General features: G+C 72.6%; 9 protein-coding genes and 1 pseudogene. 8 read left to right on the top strand and 2 right to left on the bottom strand.

Annotated features, from left to right (window positions below):
- Nucleotides 1-207: pseudogene (locus ACZ6CL_RS37275) on the top strand (alpha/beta fold hydrolase); the annotation flags it as partial.
- 54 nt (nt 208-261) lie between these two features.
- Nucleotides 262-1,623 (top strand): Gfo/Idh/MocA family protein, encoded by a 1,362-nt coding sequence (locus ACZ6CL_RS37270; protein ID WP_468944542.1) that lies wholly within the window; start codon nt 262-264, stop codon nt 1,621-1,623.
- A gap of 61 nt (nt 1,624-1,684) precedes the next feature.
- Here the strand turns inward: ACZ6CL_RS37270 and ACZ6CL_RS37265 are convergent, their stop codons facing one another.
- Both ACZ6CL_RS37265 and ACZ6CL_RS37260 read right to left on the bottom strand, forming a co-directional pair.
- A complete protein-coding gene (locus ACZ6CL_RS37265; RefSeq protein ID WP_468944539.1) occupies nt 1,685-8,074 on the bottom strand; it encodes an SDR family NAD(P)-dependent oxidoreductase in 6,390 nt (2,129 codons plus the stop codon).
- Between the two features lie 56 nt (nt 8,075-8,130).
- Nucleotides 8,131-9,435, bottom strand: a complete 1,305-nt coding sequence (locus ACZ6CL_RS37260) for a beta-ketoacyl synthase N-terminal-like domain-containing protein (protein ID WP_468944537.1) — start codon at nt 9,433-9,435, stop codon at nt 8,131-8,133.
- A 336-nt stretch (nt 9,436-9,771) separates the two neighbouring features.
- On the opposite strand from ACZ6CL_RS37260, the gene ACZ6CL_RS37255 reads away from it, so the two are divergent.
- From ACZ6CL_RS37255 to ACZ6CL_RS37230, 6 genes are all read left to right on the top strand, one after another.
- On the top strand, nt 9,772-10,284 hold the full coding sequence (locus ACZ6CL_RS37255; protein ID WP_468944534.1) for an Lrp/AsnC family transcriptional regulator: 513 nt from the start codon (nt 9,772-9,774) through the stop codon (nt 10,282-10,284).
- A 121-nt stretch (nt 10,285-10,405) separates the two neighbouring features.
- Complete coding sequence (gene ddaH / locus ACZ6CL_RS37250) at nt 10,406-11,215, top strand: dimethylargininase (RefSeq protein ID WP_468944532.1); 810 nt, start codon at nt 10,406-10,408, stop codon at nt 11,213-11,215.
- Entirely contained in the window at nt 11,215-12,504 is a 1,290-nt protein-coding gene (gene rocD, locus ACZ6CL_RS37245; protein ID WP_468944530.1) for an ornithine--oxo-acid transaminase, read from the top strand. Before ddaH ends, rocD begins: the two co-directional genes overlap by 1 nt.
- Before the next feature lie 330 nt (nt 12,505-12,834).
- Nucleotides 12,835-13,449, top strand: a complete 615-nt coding sequence (locus ACZ6CL_RS37240; RefSeq protein WP_468944528.1) for a hypothetical protein — start codon at nt 12,835-12,837, stop codon at nt 13,447-13,449.
- Nucleotides 13,437-15,656, top strand: coding sequence for an aminodeoxychorismate synthase component I (pabB, locus tag ACZ6CL_RS37235; protein WP_468944525.1), 2,220 nt, complete (start codon nt 13,437-13,439; stop codon nt 15,654-15,656). The genes ACZ6CL_RS37240 and pabB overlap by 13 nt, the downstream gene beginning before the upstream one ends.
- A gap of 80 nt (nt 15,657-15,736) precedes the next feature.
- Nucleotides 15,737-17,275 carry an AMP-binding protein gene (locus ACZ6CL_RS37230; protein ID WP_468944554.1) on the top strand — a complete coding sequence of 513 codons (1,539 nt, stop codon included), beginning with the start codon at nt 15,737-15,739 and terminating at the stop codon, nt 17,273-17,275.
- Nucleotides 17,276-17,279 lie beyond the last annotated feature (4 nt).

Genomic DNA, 17,279 nt, shown 5'->3' with positions numbered 1-17,279 from the left:
ACCACGTTCCTGGGGCTGCCGTTTCCCAGGATGTTCATGTACGGCGACCAGAACGCGTCCCTGTCCTATCTGCCACGGCTGGACGCTGCGGGCGTCGAACTCGCCGAGATTCCGCGGTGTGGACACTTCCCCATGTACTCCAACCCGCCGGTCATGTGGGCCCGCATCGCCGACTTCCAGGGGAAGGCACCTGCCCCGTGGTGGTGAGCCACCGATCGGCCTATCCTGCGGACGCGTTGATCGACTTCCTATGGAGGACGCATGACCGTCGGCAGCAGTCCCTCCCGGGCCGTGGTGGTGGGCACCGGATCCCGTGCGCAGATGTTCACCACGGCGCTGGCCCGCCGCCCCGGGCTGCGGGTCGCCGCGCTGTGCGACCCCAACCCGGTGCGCGTCGCCCACCACCAGCAGCTGCTGAAGGAGGCCGGTGAGCCGGAGGCGGCCGCCTGGAGCCCGGAGGACTTCGAGCGCCGACTGCGTGCGGACGACATCCAGGAAGTGGTCGTGACCTGCGTGGACGCACTGCACGACGCCTACATCGTGCCCGCGCTGCGGGCCGGTTGCCGGGTGGTCACCGAGAAGCCGATGACCACCGACGCCGCCAAGTGCCGCCGCATCCTCCAGACCGTCGAGGAGACCGGCAACCATCTGGCGGTGGCCTTCAACTACCGCTTCAACCCGGTGCACGAGGAAGTCCACCGGCAGCTCGCCTCGGGCGCCATCGGCGAGGTGCTGTCGGTGCACTTCGAGTGGCTGCTGGACACCCGGCACGGCGCGGACTACTTCCGCCGCTGGCACCGCGAGAAGGAGCACAGCGGCGGGCTGATGGTGCACAAGTCCAGCCACCACTTCGACCTGGTCAACTGGTGGCTGGGGGCCCGGCCGCAGGAGGTGTTCGGCTACGGCAGGCTCGGCTTCTACGGCCGCGAGGCGGGCGAGCGCAGCGGTTACCGCCGCGAGTACGAGCGGGCCCATGGCGCGTCCGCCGCCAAGGACGACCCGTTCGCGCTGGAGCTGGCCGACAACGACGCGCTGCGCTCGCTGTACCTCGACGCCGAGGGCGCGGACGGCTACCACCGGGACCGCAATGTGTTCGGCGACGGCATCACCATCGAGGACGACATGTCGCTGCTGGTGCGCTATGACACCGGCGCCACCATGACGTACCACCTGACCGCGTACTCCCCGTGGGAGGGCTACCGGGTGATGTTCAACGGCACCCGCGGACGGCTGGAGCTGGAGGTGGAGGAGAGCCGGTGGCAGCCGCCCGTCCTGGGCACCGCCTCCGGCCGGGGCACCATCCACGGCGACGAGGCGCTCGCCAACGCGGGCGGCCCGCGCGTGATCCTGCGCCCGTTGTGGGAGCCGCCGCGGGAGGTGGCGCTGCCCGCGTTCGACCACGCGGGGCACGGTGGCGGGGACGAGCGCATGCTGACGGCGCTGTACGGCCCCCTGGATCCCGCGGCGGCCACCGGAACGCCTCACGCCGAGGACGGCTCCGACGCGTCGAAGCAGCGGGCCACCGAGGCGGACGGGGCGCTGGCCCTGGTCACCGGTCTGGCCGCGAATGAGGCGTTCGCCACCGGAAAGCCCGTGGCCACGGCGGATGTGGTGCCGGTCTGAGGTGTGAACGGCGGCTGCGGCACCTCGCTGACCTGCGCGAGCCGCCGCAGCCGCCGGGCCACTAGGCGCTCAGCCGTTCCTGCCGATCGTCCAGTTCCAGGTCCATGTGCTGGGCCAGGCCGGTGGCGAGGGCCGCCACATGGGGGTGCTGCCAGACGAAGTTGGCGGCGAGCTTGATGTTCAGGCCGGTTTCCAGGCGTACCCGCAGCTCCATGGCGAGCAGCGAGTCGAAGCCGAGGGACTTCAGCGGGGTCTGCGGATCGAGGGTGGTGCTGCTCAGCCGCAGGACGACCCGGATGTGGTCGGTCAGATACGCCTCCAGGGCGGCGCGGCGGGCGAGTCCGGCCGGGATGGCGGCCAGCCGGCCCCGGATGTCGTCAGTGTTCTCCTCGGCGTCGGCCAGCTGGTCCTCGCCGGGGACGAGGTGGCCGAACAGGGACGAGTGGCGCCCGGCCGCCGGGATCCAGCTGACGGGTTCGCCGGGGATGACACCGGTGTGCACCCGCCCGTACGCCAGGAGGGTGCCGAGCGCGCGCAGGCCCTCGTCGGTGGGGATGGTCCGGTAGCCACGGTCGGCGAAACCGGTGGCGACACCGGTCTCGCCCCACGGGCCCCAGCCCACGGCCAGCGTGCGCAGGCCCTGGGCGGAGCGCCAGGCGGCGAAGCCGTCCAGCCAGGCGTTCGCGGCGGCGTAGGCGCCCTGCCCGGGGTTGCCGAGCAGCGAGGCCATCGAGGAGAACACCGCGAACCAGTCGGGCCGCAGTCCGGCGGTGGCCTGGTGCAGCCGCCACGCCCCGGTGACCTTCGGTGTCCACACCCGGCCCAGCTGGTCCTCGCGGATGTTGGTGACCGCCGCGTCGTCGAGGACCATGGCGCAGTGGACGACGCCGTCGAGCCGTGCCCCGTCCGTAGTGGCGGCGGCCACCAGCCGCTCGGCGGTGCCGGGGCGGCCGATGTCGCCGAGGATGACGGTGACCTTGGTGCCGGTGGCCGACACTTCGCCGAGGGTCTGCGCGTCGGCGCCCACGGGTGCGGTACGGCCGTTGAGCACGAGGTGGCCCGCGCCCTGTCCGGCCAGCCAGCGGGCGGTGGCGAGGCCGAGGCCCCGCAGACCACCGGTGATCAGATACGTGCCGCCCTCGCGCACCGGGACGGGCCCGTCGGGCAGGACGGCGCTGACGTCGCCCTGCTGCGGGAGGGTCAGCACCAGCTTGCCGAGGTGGCGGGCGCCCGCCATCTGCCGGAACGCCTCGGTGGCATCGGCCAGCGGATAGGTGGTGCACCGCAGGGGCCTCAGGCGCCCGGCGGCGAACTGGTCGAGCACCTCGTGCAGCGCGGCGGCGAACACCTCGGGGCGGGAGGTCTGGAGTTCCACGAGGTCGACCGTGCTGAAGGTGATGTTGTGGCGCAGGGGCGAGAGCCCGAGCGGGGCGTCGGAGAGGATGTCGCGGACGCCGAGTTCGATGAAGCGGCCGAAGGGGCGCAGGGACTCCAGCCCGGCCCGGATGGCCGCGCCGGACAGGGAGTTGAGGACGACGTCGACGCCCTCGCCGCCGGTGGCCGCCATGACCTCGTCGCGGAAGTCGAGCGAGCGGGAGTCCATGACGTGGGTGATGCCCATGGAGTGCAGATAGCGGCGCTTGTCCTCGCTGCCCGCGGTGGCCAGCACCTCGGCGCCCAGCAGCCGGGCGACGGCGATGGCGGCCAGTCCGGTGCCGCCGGTGGCCGAGTGGATCAGCACCCGCTCGCCCGCCGTGACCCGGCCGATGTGGCGCAGCGCGTACCAGGAGGTGAGGAAGGCGAGGGGCAGTCCGGCGGCGGTGGCCGGGTCGAGTCCGTCCGGTATGGGGGCGGTGCAGTCGGCGGGTACGACGGTGAAGGAGCCGAAGGCGCCGCCGCGCGCGTCGGCCGCGACGACCCGGTCCCCGACGCGGACGTGGTCGACGCCGGCGCCGACGGCGGTCACCTCACCGGCGCATTCGAAGCCCATCCGGTAGCGGACGTCGCCATCGCCGGGGAGCAGGCCCATGGCGGTGAGGACGTCGCGGAAGTTCATGCCCGCGGCCAGGACGCGCAGTTCGGCCTCGCCGGGGCCGGGCGGGCGCCGTCCGGCGGTGGTCAGCTCCAGGGTGCCGAGGTCGCCGAGGCGTCCGGCCCGCAGCCGGAAGCCGTCGGTGCCGCAGCGTACGGTGCGGGCGGCGGCCGTGGTGCGTTCGGTGTCGGTCAGGGGTGCGTAGGCGAGCCGGGCGGTGTGGCGGGTGCCGCCACGGAGGGCGATCTCGTCCTCGGCGGCGTCGGCGAGGAGTTCGGGGACGAGGTCGAGGGGCGCGGCCGGGTCGGTGTCGACCAGGGTGGCGCGCAGTTCGGGGTGTTCGTACGCGAGCACCCGCACCAGTCCGCGCAGTGCGCTCTGCCCCGGGTCGGGCACGCCGTCGGGCGCCACGGCCCGGGCGCCGCGGGTGACGGCGTACAGGCGCGGCGGGTCGGCGGGACGGGCGGGCACGGTGGGACCGGCGGCGAGGGCCTGGGCGGTGGCGAGCAGCCGCCGGGTGCGGCGCAGCGCGTCGTCGCCGCTGTCGTCCGTATGCGTGTCCTCGGGACCGTCGGTACGTGGCGCGGTGCCGCACAGGAGGACGACGCCGCGCGGCAGTGCGCCGGGGCCGGTCAGCCGGGCGGTGAGGTCGTCGCGGAGGGCGTCGAGCCGTGCGTCGTCCAAGGGCGGGTCCCAGACCCGGGCGGTGGCTCCGGCGGCGCGCAGCGCGTCGGCCGTGGTGTGGGCGGAGCCGTCGCCCTCGCCGACGACGAGCCAGTGGCCGGGCGGGCGTCCGTCATCGGGGGCGGGCAGCGCGGCGCGTTTCCAGCCGACCTCCAGGAACCACTGGTCGACCTCGGTGGTCGGCTGGGCGGCGCGGCGGGCGATGCGCAGGCCGTCGACGGCGAGGATCGGGCGGCCTTCCCCGTCGAGCAGCCGGATGTGGCCGACGAGGACTCCGGCGGTGGACTCGGCGGTCAGCCGGGCGTGGCAGTAGACGGCGGTGGCGGGGTCGCCGAGGACGCGGGCGGTCTGGATCCCGACGGGCAGCACCAGCCCCTGGTCGGCGTCCTCCAGGAGCCCGGCGGCCAAGAGCTGGGCGCACAGGTCGACCAGGACGGGGTGGATGCGCAGGGCGTGTCCGGGGCTGCGTGCCGCGTCGGGGATCCGTACCCGGGCCCAGAAGCTGTTGCCATGGCGGGAGGTGTGCACCTCGGTGATCCCGTTGAACGCCGGGCCGTGTTCGATGCCCCGCTCCCGCAGGTTGCCGTACAGGGCGGCCGGTTCGATGGGGACGGGGTGGCGCAGGGCCAGGGTGCGTACGGAGGCGGGGCGGGGCTTCGGGGGTGCTGCGAGGCGGCGCAGGACCGCACCGGCCTGCCGGATCCAGCTGCCGTCCTCGCCGCGCCCGAAGATCTCGCAGGTGGCGCGGTCGGCGGCGGCCACGGTCACGGTGGTGCTGAGGTCGGTGTGTTCGGCGATGGTCAGGAACTCGTGGAAGCGCAGATCGGTGACCTCGACCTCGGTGGGGGCTGCGTCGAAGACCTGGCAGGCGGTGGTGAGGGCGAGCGCGTAGTAGGCGGCGCCGGGCAGCACGGGGGTGCCGTGCACCCGGTGGTCGTCCAGCCAGGGCAGGGTGGCGGTGCCGGTGCTGGCGCGCCAGGAGTGGCGGAGGGATTCGCCGGGCACTTCGGTGTGGCTGCCGGGCAGTTCGTGGGCGGGCCGACCGGTGGTGTCGGCGGGGAGGGCGGGGGTGGCCCAGTGGGGGGTGCGGTCGAAGGTGATGGCGGGGACGTCGGCGAGGTCGCCGTCCCCGTACAGGTGGGCCCAGTCGACGGGGACGCCCGCGCAGTGGAGGGCGGCGAGCTGGGTGCGGAAGGTGGTGGTCTCGTCCTCGCCTCGGCGCAGGGTGGGCAGGACGACGGGGTCCCGGGTCAGTCCGGCGAGGGTGCGGGTGACGGGGTGGGTGACCACGGGGTGCGGGGAGATCTCCACGTACACCAGGTGGCGGTCGGCCGCGGCGGCGGTGAGCGCGGCGGAGAACCGGACCGGGCGGCGGAGGTTGGCGCACCAGTAGTCGGCGTCGAAGGCGGGCAGGTCGTGCGGGTCGTCGAGGACGGTGGTGTAAAAGGGAATGTCTGGCCGACGAGGCGTCAGATCAGCGAGGACGGTGCGCAGTTCGGGGAGCAGCGGGTCGACCTGCGGGGAGTGCGAGGCCACGTCGACGGCGACCAGGGCGGCGGGCACGCCGCGGGCCTCCCAGTCGGCGACCAGGCGTTCCACACGCGCGGTGTCCCCGGCCACGACGGTGGAGCCGGGCGCGGCCATCACGGCGACGGTGACGGCACCGGATACGGCTCTGTCGAGTTCGGCCTGGACCTCGTCGGCGGGCAGGCCCACGGTGGCCATGGCGCCGTTTCCGGCGATCCGGGTGAGCAGCGCGGAGCGGCGGCAGATGACCTTGACGCCATCGGCCAGGGAGAGCGCCCCGGCCACCACGGCGGCCGCCACCTCGCCCATGGAGTGGCCGACGACCCCGGCGGGTTCGACGCCATGGGCACGCCAGGTGGCGGCGAGGGCGGTCTGCAGGGCGAACAGCACGGGCTGGACGCGGGCGCAGCCGGTCACCGGCTCGCTCGCGCGGATGATGTCGAGCACCGAGAAGCCGGTCTCGGCGGCGATGAGTTCATCGGCCTCGGCGAGGGCGGCGGCGAAGGCGGGTTCGCGCTCCAGCAGGCCGCGTCCCATGCCGGGCCACTGCGAGCCCTGTCCGGAGAACACCCACACCGGCCGCCGGGACACCTCGGCGCCCACGGCGCCCGTCACCACCGCGGGGTGGGCCTGGCCGGTGGCGAACGCCCGGAGGACCTGGGCGAGTTCGTCGTGGCTGGTGGCGGTGACGCCGAGGCGTCCGCGGCCCGCGGCCCGGCGCAGGGCGAGGGTGTGGGCGATGTCGCGCAGCGGTACGTCCGCGCCGTCGCCCTCCAGCCAGTCGGCCATGCGCCGCGCCGCGGCCGGCAGCGCGGCGGGGGACCCGGCCGGGAGGAGGACGATGTGCGGATCGGCGCCGGTGGTGTGGCGCGGCCGCCAGGCGCGGGGGCGGGCCGGGGTGGCGGGCGGCTGTTCCAGCACCACATGGGCGTTGGTCCCGGAGAACCCGAAGGAGGACACGGCCGCGAGGCGGGGGCCGGCGCGCACGGGCCAGGGGGTGAGTTCCCGGGGGACGAAGAAGCGGGTGGCCTCGGCGTCGATGGCCGGGTTCCAGCGGGTGAAGTGCAGATTGGGCGGGATGAGGCCCTGGTTCAGGCAGAGGATGGCCTTGATGAGGCCGGTGACCCCGGCGGCGGGTTCGAGGTGGCCGAGGTTGGTTTTGACGGACGCCAGGGCGCAGCGGTCGCGGCCGCTGCCGTACACCTTGGCGAGGCTGCCGAATTCGACGGGGTCGCCGACCGGGGTGCCGGTGCCATGGGTTTCGACCATGCCGACGTCGCGGGCGTCGATCCCGGCGCGGGCGAGCGCCTCCTCGTACAGGGCGCGCTGGGCGGTGGGCGAGGGTGCGGCGAGTCCGTCGGAGTGGCCGTCCTGGTTGATGGCGGAGCCGCGCAGGACGGCGAGGACGCGGTCCCGGTCGCGGATGGCGTCGGGGAGGCGTTTGAGGACGACGATGCCGCAGCCCTCGCCGCGCACGAAGCCGTCGGCGGCGGCGTCGAAGGCGCGGCAGTGGCCGGTGTGGGAGAGCATGCCCATCCGGTCGAAGGAGCGGGTGACTCTGGGTTCGAACATCAGGGTGACGCCGCCCGCGAGGGCCAGATCGCATTCGCCCGCGCGCAGCACCTGGGCCGCGAGGTGCACGGCGACCAGGGAGGAGGAGCAGGCGGTGTCCAGGGCCAGGCAGGGCCCCTGGAGGCCGAGGAGGTAGGAGATCCGGCCCGCGGCGACGCAGTGCGCGTTGGACAGGGCCGAGCCCCACTGTTCCTGGGTGTGCCGGTCGAGTCGGTCCGCGTAGTCGTTGTAGCTGAGGCCGGTGAAGACGCCGGTGGCGGTGCCCGCGAGCCGGTCGGGCGGCATTCCGGCGTGTTCCAGGGCCTCCCAGGCCACTTCGAGCAGCAGCCGGTGCTGGGGGTCGAGGACGTCGGCCTCGCGGCCGGAGACGCCGAAGAAGTCGGCGTCGAAGCCGGACACTTCGCGCAGATAGCCGCCGACAGCGGGCAGTCCGGAGCCGTCCGCCGGGCCGGTGGGGGGCGGTGGCCCCCACAGGGCAGTGCGCTCGGCGGGCGGCACGGCGACCGCGTCCCGTCCCTCGGCGAGCAGGTGCCACAGCGCGGCGGGCGAGTCGATGTCTCCGGGGAGGCGGCAGCCCATGCCGACTACGGCTATGCGGGTGGGCGGGCGACCGGAGGCAGGGGTGTTGTGACGCATCAGGGTCTCCTTGGAAGTGTTCGGCCTGTGGGGTGGAGGCCAGGGCGGGGGCGGACTCAGATGGCGTCCGGGCTGCCCAGCAGCATGGCGTGCTTCACGCCTCCGATCTGGTAGTTGAAGCTCAGCGCGTAGTCGAAGTCGAGGGGACGGGCGCGGGTGCCGGGAACCGGGTCGAAGGGCAGGCCGTCGGCGGGTTCCTCGCAGTTGGCGGTGGGGCACACCTCGCCCTGTTCCATCATCATCAGGGTCAGCGCGGCGCCGACGCAGCCGATGGGTGACCCGTGGTGGCCGAAGCACGCCTCCTGGGTGGTCACCAGGACAGAGCTGTCCGGTCCGTACAGCTCCCGGATGGTGTTGACCTCCAGGGCGGTGACAGCGGCGCCGCCGTCGCAGGCGCCGTTGACGTACGGGATCTGCTCGATCCGCCACCGGTCGCCGAGGCAGGCGCGGACGGCCCGCACGAGCTGGGCGCCGCCGGCGTCGGTGGCGAGGGGGTTGTCGAGGCCGTCGCGGGTCATGGCGGTGGCGAGCACCTGGCCGTAGAGGTGTGCGCCGCGGCGCAGGGCGTGTTCCCGGCTCTCCAGGATCACGGTGGCGGATCCCTCGCCGTGGTTGATGCAGTCGGCGCGCCGGTCGTAGGGGCGCATGAGGGAGTCGAACGAGGCGAGGAGGTCCGGCATGGCGGCGGCGTCCACCGCCTCGTGGGCGCGCTGGGCGCCCACTTGCACCTGCTGGCCGTGCTGGATCAGGGCGATGTCGAAGACGTCGACTCCGGTCACGGCGGCCATCTCGACCTCGCCGGTGGCGATCATCCGGCGGGCGTTGCCGATCTGCACGGCAGCGGACGAGCAGCCGCAGGTCACCGTGAAGCAGGGGCCGGTGGAGCGGGCGGCCGCGGCCTGGACGACCGCGACATCGGAGGGGGTCGCGCCGAGGGCGGCGGCGACGAACATCTCCACGCCGTCCAGCGCGGTGGCCTCGTCGGACTGGGTGTTCAGCAGCGAGAGGTACACGCCGACGTTGGAGTCCACTCCGCCGCGGCCGACGAGCAGGGCCGCCTCGCTCAGATCCCCGGCCCGGAGGTCCAGTTCGGCGTCGGCACACGCCTCCACCAGGGACACCAGGCCGAAGCGGTGGGTGTCGGTGTAGTGGCGGGAGAAGAACTCGGGGATTTCGGGGAGCCGTTCGCCGAAATGTTCTGGGGTGAGGTTCACCGCTCCGTAGGCGATGTCCCGCTGGACGAGGGCGGAGCGGCCGTGGGAGGCGATATCCCACACCTGACCCGCCGTGAATACGGGCTCGGCGTCGCCCGGCAGGCAGAAACCCAGACCGGTGACCACGGCGTCCCGCGGTCTTTTCACGGCACTCTCCTGAAGCTGACAATAGTTGTCATGACGGCCACCTGATCACCAGTTGGAAACGAGTGAGGGATTAGAAGACGTTACGCCGCGGCAAGGATCGCCGGAAGGTTGTGCCGAATCACCGCGGCGGATACGACGGGTACGGTGCCCGGATTCGTACGCCCGGCGCCCAGAACACACCACCGCTCCGCCATCGGGCCCCGTACTCCCGTACACGCCCCCTCTTGCAGAAACGTCCTGAAAGCCCGGGAAACCAAGGGAAAACACCGCGATTTGCGGGCATCTCATCGGTACGACATTCCGACTAATCATCACCGGTCGCCGAAAGGACCCCTCATGGCGAACCAGTCCGCACCCTTCGACGACCTGGACCGCAAGATCGTCGCGGCTCTGGTCGCGCACGCCCGGGCGAGCTTCACGGAGATCGGCGACGCGATCGGGCTGTCGGCCTCCGCGGTCAAGCGGCGGGTCGACCGGATGCGGGAGAACGACGTGATCACCGGCTTCACCACGACCGTGCGGCCGGCGGCGCTGGGCTGGCGGACCGAGGCGTACGTGGAGGTGTACTGCGACAGCGCGGCACCGCCGCGGCGGCTGGCGGAGGTGGTTGCCAGCTACCCGGAGATCACCGCGGCCATGACGGTGACCGGCGGCGCCGACGCCCTGCTGCATGTCATGGCCAGGGACGTGGAGCACTTCGAGGAGGTGCTGGAGCGTATCCGGACCGAGCCCTTCATCCGGAAGACCATCAGCTACATGGTCCTGTCGCACCTGATCGCGGGCAGCGCCGAGGCGGGCGCCAGCCCCGCAGCGCCACCCGGAGCCATGGACGCAATGAACGATCGCTGAACCGGCCGGAGACGCAACGTCACTGCGCCATCGCGCAATTTTCCTTTCTTGTGTCCCCTCTCGTCCGCTTTCTACCGTTGAATCATTCCCCGGTAGCCCGCGGAAGCGAGAGGACTGCCCCGTGCCCCAGCCCCGTGTGCCGCGCCCCCGGCGCTATCTGACCTGTCCCCCCGGATATTTCGATGTCCGGTATGCCATCAATCCCTGGATGCGCGAGGACACCGTGGTCGACACCGCGCTCGCCCAGGCCCAGTGGGAGACGCTGATCCGCGCCTACCGCGACCACGGCCACCGGGTGGAGGCCGCCGAGCCGGTGCCGGGCCTGCCGGACATGGTGTTCGCGGCGAACTCGGCCCTGGTCCTGGAGGGCCGGGTCTTCGGCTCCCGGTTCCACGCGCCCCAGCGGCGGCCGGAGCAGCTCGCCTACACCTCCTGGTTCAAGGCGGCCGGTTTCGAGGTGCACCCGCCGGAGGCGGTGTGCGAGGGCGAGGGCGACCTCGTGCCCGCCGGCCGGTTCATCCTGGCGGGCACCGGGTTCCGTACGACGCGCGCCGCCCACCAGGAGGTCCAGGAGTTCTTCGGGGTGCCGGTGATCAGCCTGCTCCTGGTGGACCCGTACTTCTACCACCTGGACACCGCCCTGTTCACGCTCGACGACGAGAACATCGCCTACTACCCGGGGGCGTTCTCCCCCGGGAGCCGTGAGGTCCTGGAGCGCCTCTTCCCGGAGGCGCTGATCGCTACCCGGGACGACGCCATGGCCTTCGGGCTCAACTCCGTCTCCGACGGCCGTCATGTGTTCGTCGCCCCGCGCGCGACCGGCCTCATGGCCCAGCTCACCGACCGCGGTTACGTCCCCGTCCCCGTCGACTTGTCGGAGCTGCACAAGGCCGGCGGGGGCATCAAGTGCTGCACTCAGGAGATCCGCTGATGACCGCACCCGCCCGCACCGCATCCGCGTCCACCAGCCCGGCGGCCACCGCCCCGGCCACCGGCGCCCCGGCCACCGGTGCCCGCCCCGCGCGCTCCTCGGCCGAGCTGATCCACGCCGAGGAGTCCTCGCTCGCCCACAACTACCACCCGCTGCCCGTGGTCGCCTCCCGCGCCGAGGGCGTCTGGGTGTGGGACGTCGAGGGGCGCCGCTACCTCGACATGCTGGCCGGGTACTCGGCCCTCAACTTCGGCCACCGCCACCCGGCGCTCATCGAGGCCGCCCGCCACCAGCTCGACCAGCTCACCCTCACCTCGCGCGCCTTCCACAACGACCGGCTCGCCGGGTTCGCCGAGGGGCTGGCCCAGCTCACCGGCCTGGAGGCGGTGCTGCCGATGAACACCGGCGCGGAGGCGGTGGAGAGCGGCATCAAGCTGGCCCGCAAATGGGCGTACGAGGTCAAGGGCGTCGCCCCGGACCGGGCGACGATCGTGGTGGCCGACGGCAACTTCCACGGCCGCACCACGACGATCGTGGGGTTCTCCAGCGACCCGGTGGCCCGCACCGGGTTCGGCCCGTTCGCGCCGGGCTTCCGCGTCGTCCCGTACAACGACCTCGCCGCGCTGGAGGCGGCGGTCGACGAGACCACGGCCGCCGTGCTGATCGAGCCCATCCAGGGCGAGGCGGGCGTGCTGATCCCGGACGACGGCTACCTGCGCGGGGTGCGCGAGGTCACCCGGCGGGCCGGGGCGCTGTTCATCGCCGACGAGATCCAGTCCGGCCTCGGCCGCACCGGCACCACCCTCGCCGTCGACCACGAGGCGGTGCGGCCGGACGTCCTGCTGCTCGGCAAGGCGCTGGGCGGCGGCATCGTGCCGGTCTCCGCCGTGGTCGCCGACCGCGCGGTGATGGGTGTGCTGCGCCCCGGCGAGCACGGCTCCACCTTCGGCGGCAATCCGCTGGCCGCCGCCGTCGGCTCGGCCGTGGTCGACCTGCTGGGCACCGGGGAATTCCAGCGCCGAGCCGCCGAGTTGGGCGAGGTGCTGGACGCCGGGCTGAGCGCGCTGCACGGCAAGGGCGTGGCGGGCCACCGCTGCCGCGGTCTGTGGGCCGGGGTCGACGTGGACCCGGCGCTGGGCACCGGGCGCGAGATCGGCGAACAGCTGTTGCGCGAGGGTGTCCTGGTCAAGGACACCCACGGTTCGACGATCCGGCTGGCCCCGCCGCTGACCATCACCCGGGAGGAACTGGAGGCGGCACTGGCGTCGCTGGAGAAGGTTCTCGGCTGACCCCGGCGGGCTTACACAGCCCGAAACAGACCCGACGGCGACTATGAGCGCCGGGCCGCATTACGTTCCATACGGCCCGGCGCTTCGTCATGTTCAATCCGCCTCCGAGATTCTTTTTCGCACCCCGGCCAGAGCCTCCGAAGCGTAGATAACGCGCAGGTCACGGCCCTTTTATGTACGTTGTTGAGCATTCGACTGTTGCGGATCTCCCGATGTGGAACACTTCCTGTCAACTCGCCGGGAAGACCTGGCGAAGAGTGTGAAGTCCTTGCAGGTCAGCATGGGTTGAGAAGGCGAGCGTGCAGGGTGCGGGAAGGAGTTGCGGCTGGAGTGGACACGGAACCGGTCACGGTGACGGCCGCATACCGGGTGGACCCCGGCCGCGAAACCGAGTTCTATAACTGGGCGATTGAGATGCTCAATGCCGCGGCAAGTCTTCCGGGATACCTGGGAGGTGGCGTCATGGGCTCCGGTCAGGCGTCCTCGGAGTGGCACGTCATCTACCGATTCGACAGGGAAGTATCCGCACAGGCTTGGGAAACCTCGCTCGAGCGCGCCCGGTTGGCGACTCGGGCCGGTCCCTTCGTACAAGAAAAGGGAACTCAGCGCACCTCAGGACTGCAGAACTGGTTGAAGGGTCCGGTGCGGCCGCTGCCGCCGCCCCCCAAATGGAAACTCTGGCTGGTGAACCTGAGCGCCGTGTTCCCTCCGGTCCTCATCTTCAACGTGCTGGTGATCCCGTTCCTCGAGGACACCAATTTCCTGCTGCGGACCCTGGCTCTGTGTCTTGGCGTGACCGCGATGGTGACCTGGCTCGTCATGCCGCGCCTGCAGCGGCTCCTCAAGAAGTGGCTCTACCCGCCGCTTCAGTCGATCCGAGGACGTCACAGGCGCATGGCGGTGGACGGCCCGAAGCAAGGAGGCAAATCCGGATGGAATCGCTGAGGACGCTCCTCGTCGATAATTACGACTCGTACACGTACAACCTCTTCCATCTGCTCACCGAGGTCAACGGTGAGGAACCGGAGGTGCTTCTCAACGACGCGCCCGAATGCGCGGACATCGACCTCTCCGAGTTCGACAACATCGTGGTCTCCCCCGGCCCCGGACATCCGGCCGACGCCCGTGACTTCTCCGGCGCCGCCCGGCTGATCGAGCGCGCCACGATCCCGGTGCTGGGCGTGTGCCTCGGCCACCAGGGCATCGCGCTCGGCGCCCAGGCGCGGGTGGTACCCGCCCCCGAGCCGCGCCACGGCCATCTCTCCCGGATCAAGCACGGCGGGCGCGGCATCTTCCGTGGTCTTCCCCAGGACTTCACGGCCGTCCGCTACCACTCGCTGTGCGTGGCCGAGCCGATGCCGCTGGGCCTCCAGGGCATCGCCTGGTCCGAGGACGGCGTCCTGATGGCGCTGCGCCACCGGGCCCGCCCGCTGTGGGGGGTGCAGTTCCACCCGGAGTCGGTGCTCACCGGATACGGCCACCGGATGTTCAGCAACTTCCGCGATCTGACGATCGAGCACGCCAACGGCGAGTCCGTGACGTCCACCGCCATCCCGGGCGCGCCCCGCAAGCCCCGCGCCCCGCGCCCCGCGAAGCCGCTGGTGGCCAGCGCCCCGGCGGCGGCCGGAGCACCGGCCCGCTCCTACCGGCTGCACGCCCGCTGGCTGGCCGACGCGACCGACACCGAGGCGGCCTTCACCCGGCTGTACGCGGACGCGCCGCGCGCCTTCTGGCTGGACAGTTCGCGGACCCAGTCCGGCGAGGCGCGCTTCTCCTTCCTCGGCGACGGACAGGGGCCGCTGGCCGAGTTCGTGGCGTACGACACCGCCACCCGGGTGTGCGAGATCGAGCGGCCCGGGAAGCCCGCCACCACCTACGAGGGCAGCGTCTTCGACTACCTCAAGCGGGAGCTGGCCGCCAGGAAGGTCCACGCCCCGGACCTGCCCTTCGACTTCACCGGCGGCTACGTGGGCTACCTCGGCTACGAGATGAAGGCCGACTGCGGCGCCCCCGGCCGCCACAAGGCCGCCACCCCGGACGCCTGCTGGCTCTTCGCCGACCGCTTCGTCGCGGTCGACCATCAGGAGGGCGTCACCTACATCTGCTGCCTCAGCGAGGACACCCCTGACGGCCACCGCGACGCCAAGGAGTGGCTGGACGCGACCGTGACCGTGCTCACCGGGGTGCCCGCGCAGAACGAGCCGCTGCCCGCACCGCCGCCGCTCACCACCACCGCCGCCGTCGAACCCTGGCTGGTCCGGGACCGGGAGAAGTACCTGGCCTCGATCGAGGCGAGCCTGCGCGAGCTGCGGTCCGGGGTGAGCTACGAGGTCTGCCTCACCAACTCCGCGTGGCTGCCCGCCCCGAGCGACTCGTACACCTTCTACCGGACGCTGCGGCGCTGCAACCCGGCCCCGTACGCCGCCTATCTGCGGTTCGGCGACACCGACGTGGCGTGCGCCTCCCCCGAGCGCTTCCTGCGCGTCACCCCGGACGGCATCGCCGAGGCCAAGCCGATCAAGGGCACGGCGCCGCGCTCCGGGGACGCCGAGCAGGACGCCCGCGCGCTGGCCGCCCTCGCCACCAGCGCCAAGCCCCGGGCCGAGAACCTGATGATCGTCGACCTGCTCCGCAACGACCTGGGGCGGGTGTGCAAGCCGGGCAGTGTGTACGTCCCGCGGCTGATGAACACCGAGTCGTACGCCACCGTGCACCAGCTGGTGTCCACCGTGCGCGGCCGGCTGCGCCAGGACACCAGCACCGTCGACTGCGTACGCGCCTGCTTCCCCGGCGGCTCCATGACCGGCGCCCCCAAGCTGCGCACCATGGAGATCATCGACGCGCTGGAGTCCGAGGCCCGCGGCGTGTACTCGGGCGCCCTCGGCTTCCTCAGCTGCAACGGCGCCGCCGACCTCAGCATCGTCATCCGCACCGCGGTGTTCACCGGCGGCCGGATGCACATCGGCGCGGGCGGCGCCATCATCCTCGACTCCGATCCGGCCGAGGAGTACGAGGAGATGCTGCTGAAGACCGCCGCCACGATGCGCGCCTATGACGCCTCGGAACAGCGGCCCGCCGGTGAGCTGGACGACCTGCTGGTAGCGGCGGCCCCGTCGCTGCCGGACGCACCCGCGAAGGAGCTGGAACGGTGACCGCTCTCTCCGATCTCTCGGAACTCTCCGGTCTCTCGGAGTCCGCCCTGCTCGGCCCGGTCCTCGGCCGCTCCGGGCTCGTGCTGTCCGGCCCGTCGGTCTTCGTCCCGTCGGTGTCCGCCAACGTGGCCGCGCATCTGGCCGCGCTCGCCGACCGGTGCGGCTGGTCGGCCCGGCCCGCCTTCCTGGAGGCGCACCGGATCTGGACCCACGGCGAGGTCCACGACCGTGCCGCCCGCGCCGCCACCGTGCTGGCCGGGCGCGGAGTGGGCGCCGGGGACCGGGTGCTGATCGCGCTGCCCGACGGCGTCATGTGGGTGGCCACGTTCCTGGCCGTCGCCCGGCTGGGGGCCACGGCGGTCCTGGTCAACCCCGGGCTCACCGCCGACGACCACCGCTTCATGGCCGAGGACTCGCGGGCCGCGCTGTGTGTCTCGGGACCCGATCTCCAGGACCACTTCGACACCGCGCGCTGGCTCGGCGCGGACCAGCTGTCGGCGCTCACCGGCCCGGACGCCATCGACGCCGCCGCCGCGGCGCGGGAGGCCGAGCCGGTGACGGCCGACGCCCCGCTGTACATCCAGTACACCTCGGGGACGACCGGCCGCCCGAAGGCGGTGACCCACACCCATGGCCATGTGGCCGCGTACTACGACCTGGTGGGACGGGAGGTGCTGGACATCGGCCCGGACGACGTGACGTTCTCGGTGTCCAAACTGTTCTACGCCTACGGGTTCGGCAACGCCTTCGTCTTCCCGCTGTTCTCGGGCTCGTCCGCGGTGCTGAGCGCGCAGCGCCCCGGCCCCGGCCTCACCGACGACCTGGTGGCCCGTCACCGGGTGACCCTGCTGTACTCGGTGCCCTCCGCGTACGCCGCCCTGGTGGACGAGCGCGGCACCGGCCACACGCCGTGCTTCGCCTCGGTGCGCGCGGCCGTCAGCGCGGGTGAGAGCATGCCCCGGGGCTTGGGCGAACGGGTCGCCGAGATGCTGGGCGCCCCGGTGCTGGAGCAGATCGGCTCCACCGAGGCGGGCCACGCCTTCTGCGCGAACACCGTCTGGGAGAACGCCCCCGGCACCCTCGGCCGCCCGGTACCGCGCTTCGAACTGGAACTGCGGGACGGCGAGGGCGCCGTGGTGGCGGCCACCGACGGGGAGGCCGCCGAGGGCGAGCTGTGGGTGCGCGGGCCGACGGTGGCCTCCGTCCGCCCGGCGGACGACGGCTGGCTCGCCACCCGGGACCGGGCCCGGCGCAACCCGGACGGCACGTACCAGCACCTGGGCCGGGTCGACGACCTGGAGATGGTCGGCGGGATCACCGTGTCCCCGCTGGAGGTCGAGGAGGTGCTGCGGCACCACCCGGCCGTGCGGGAGGTGGCGGTGGCCGCCGTCCCCGACAGCCGGGGCGCGACCCGGCTGCACGCCTTCGTGGTGCCGACCGCGCCGGTGGCCGGCGGCCGGACGGTCGACGAACAGGCCCTGTCGGCCGATCTGATCGAGCTGGCCCGTAAACGCCTCGCCGCGTTCAAGGCGCCGCGCACGGTGCGGGTGGTGGCGTCCCTGCCCAGGACGCAGACCGGCAAGCTGCGGCGCCACGTCGTACGGACCGGCGCCTGGTGACCCC

Source organism: Streptomyces sp. NPDC041200, assembly GCF_055591805.1.
The sequence above is the reverse complement of the archived record's forward strand: the minus strand, read 5'-3'. Positions and strand labels throughout refer to the sequence as shown.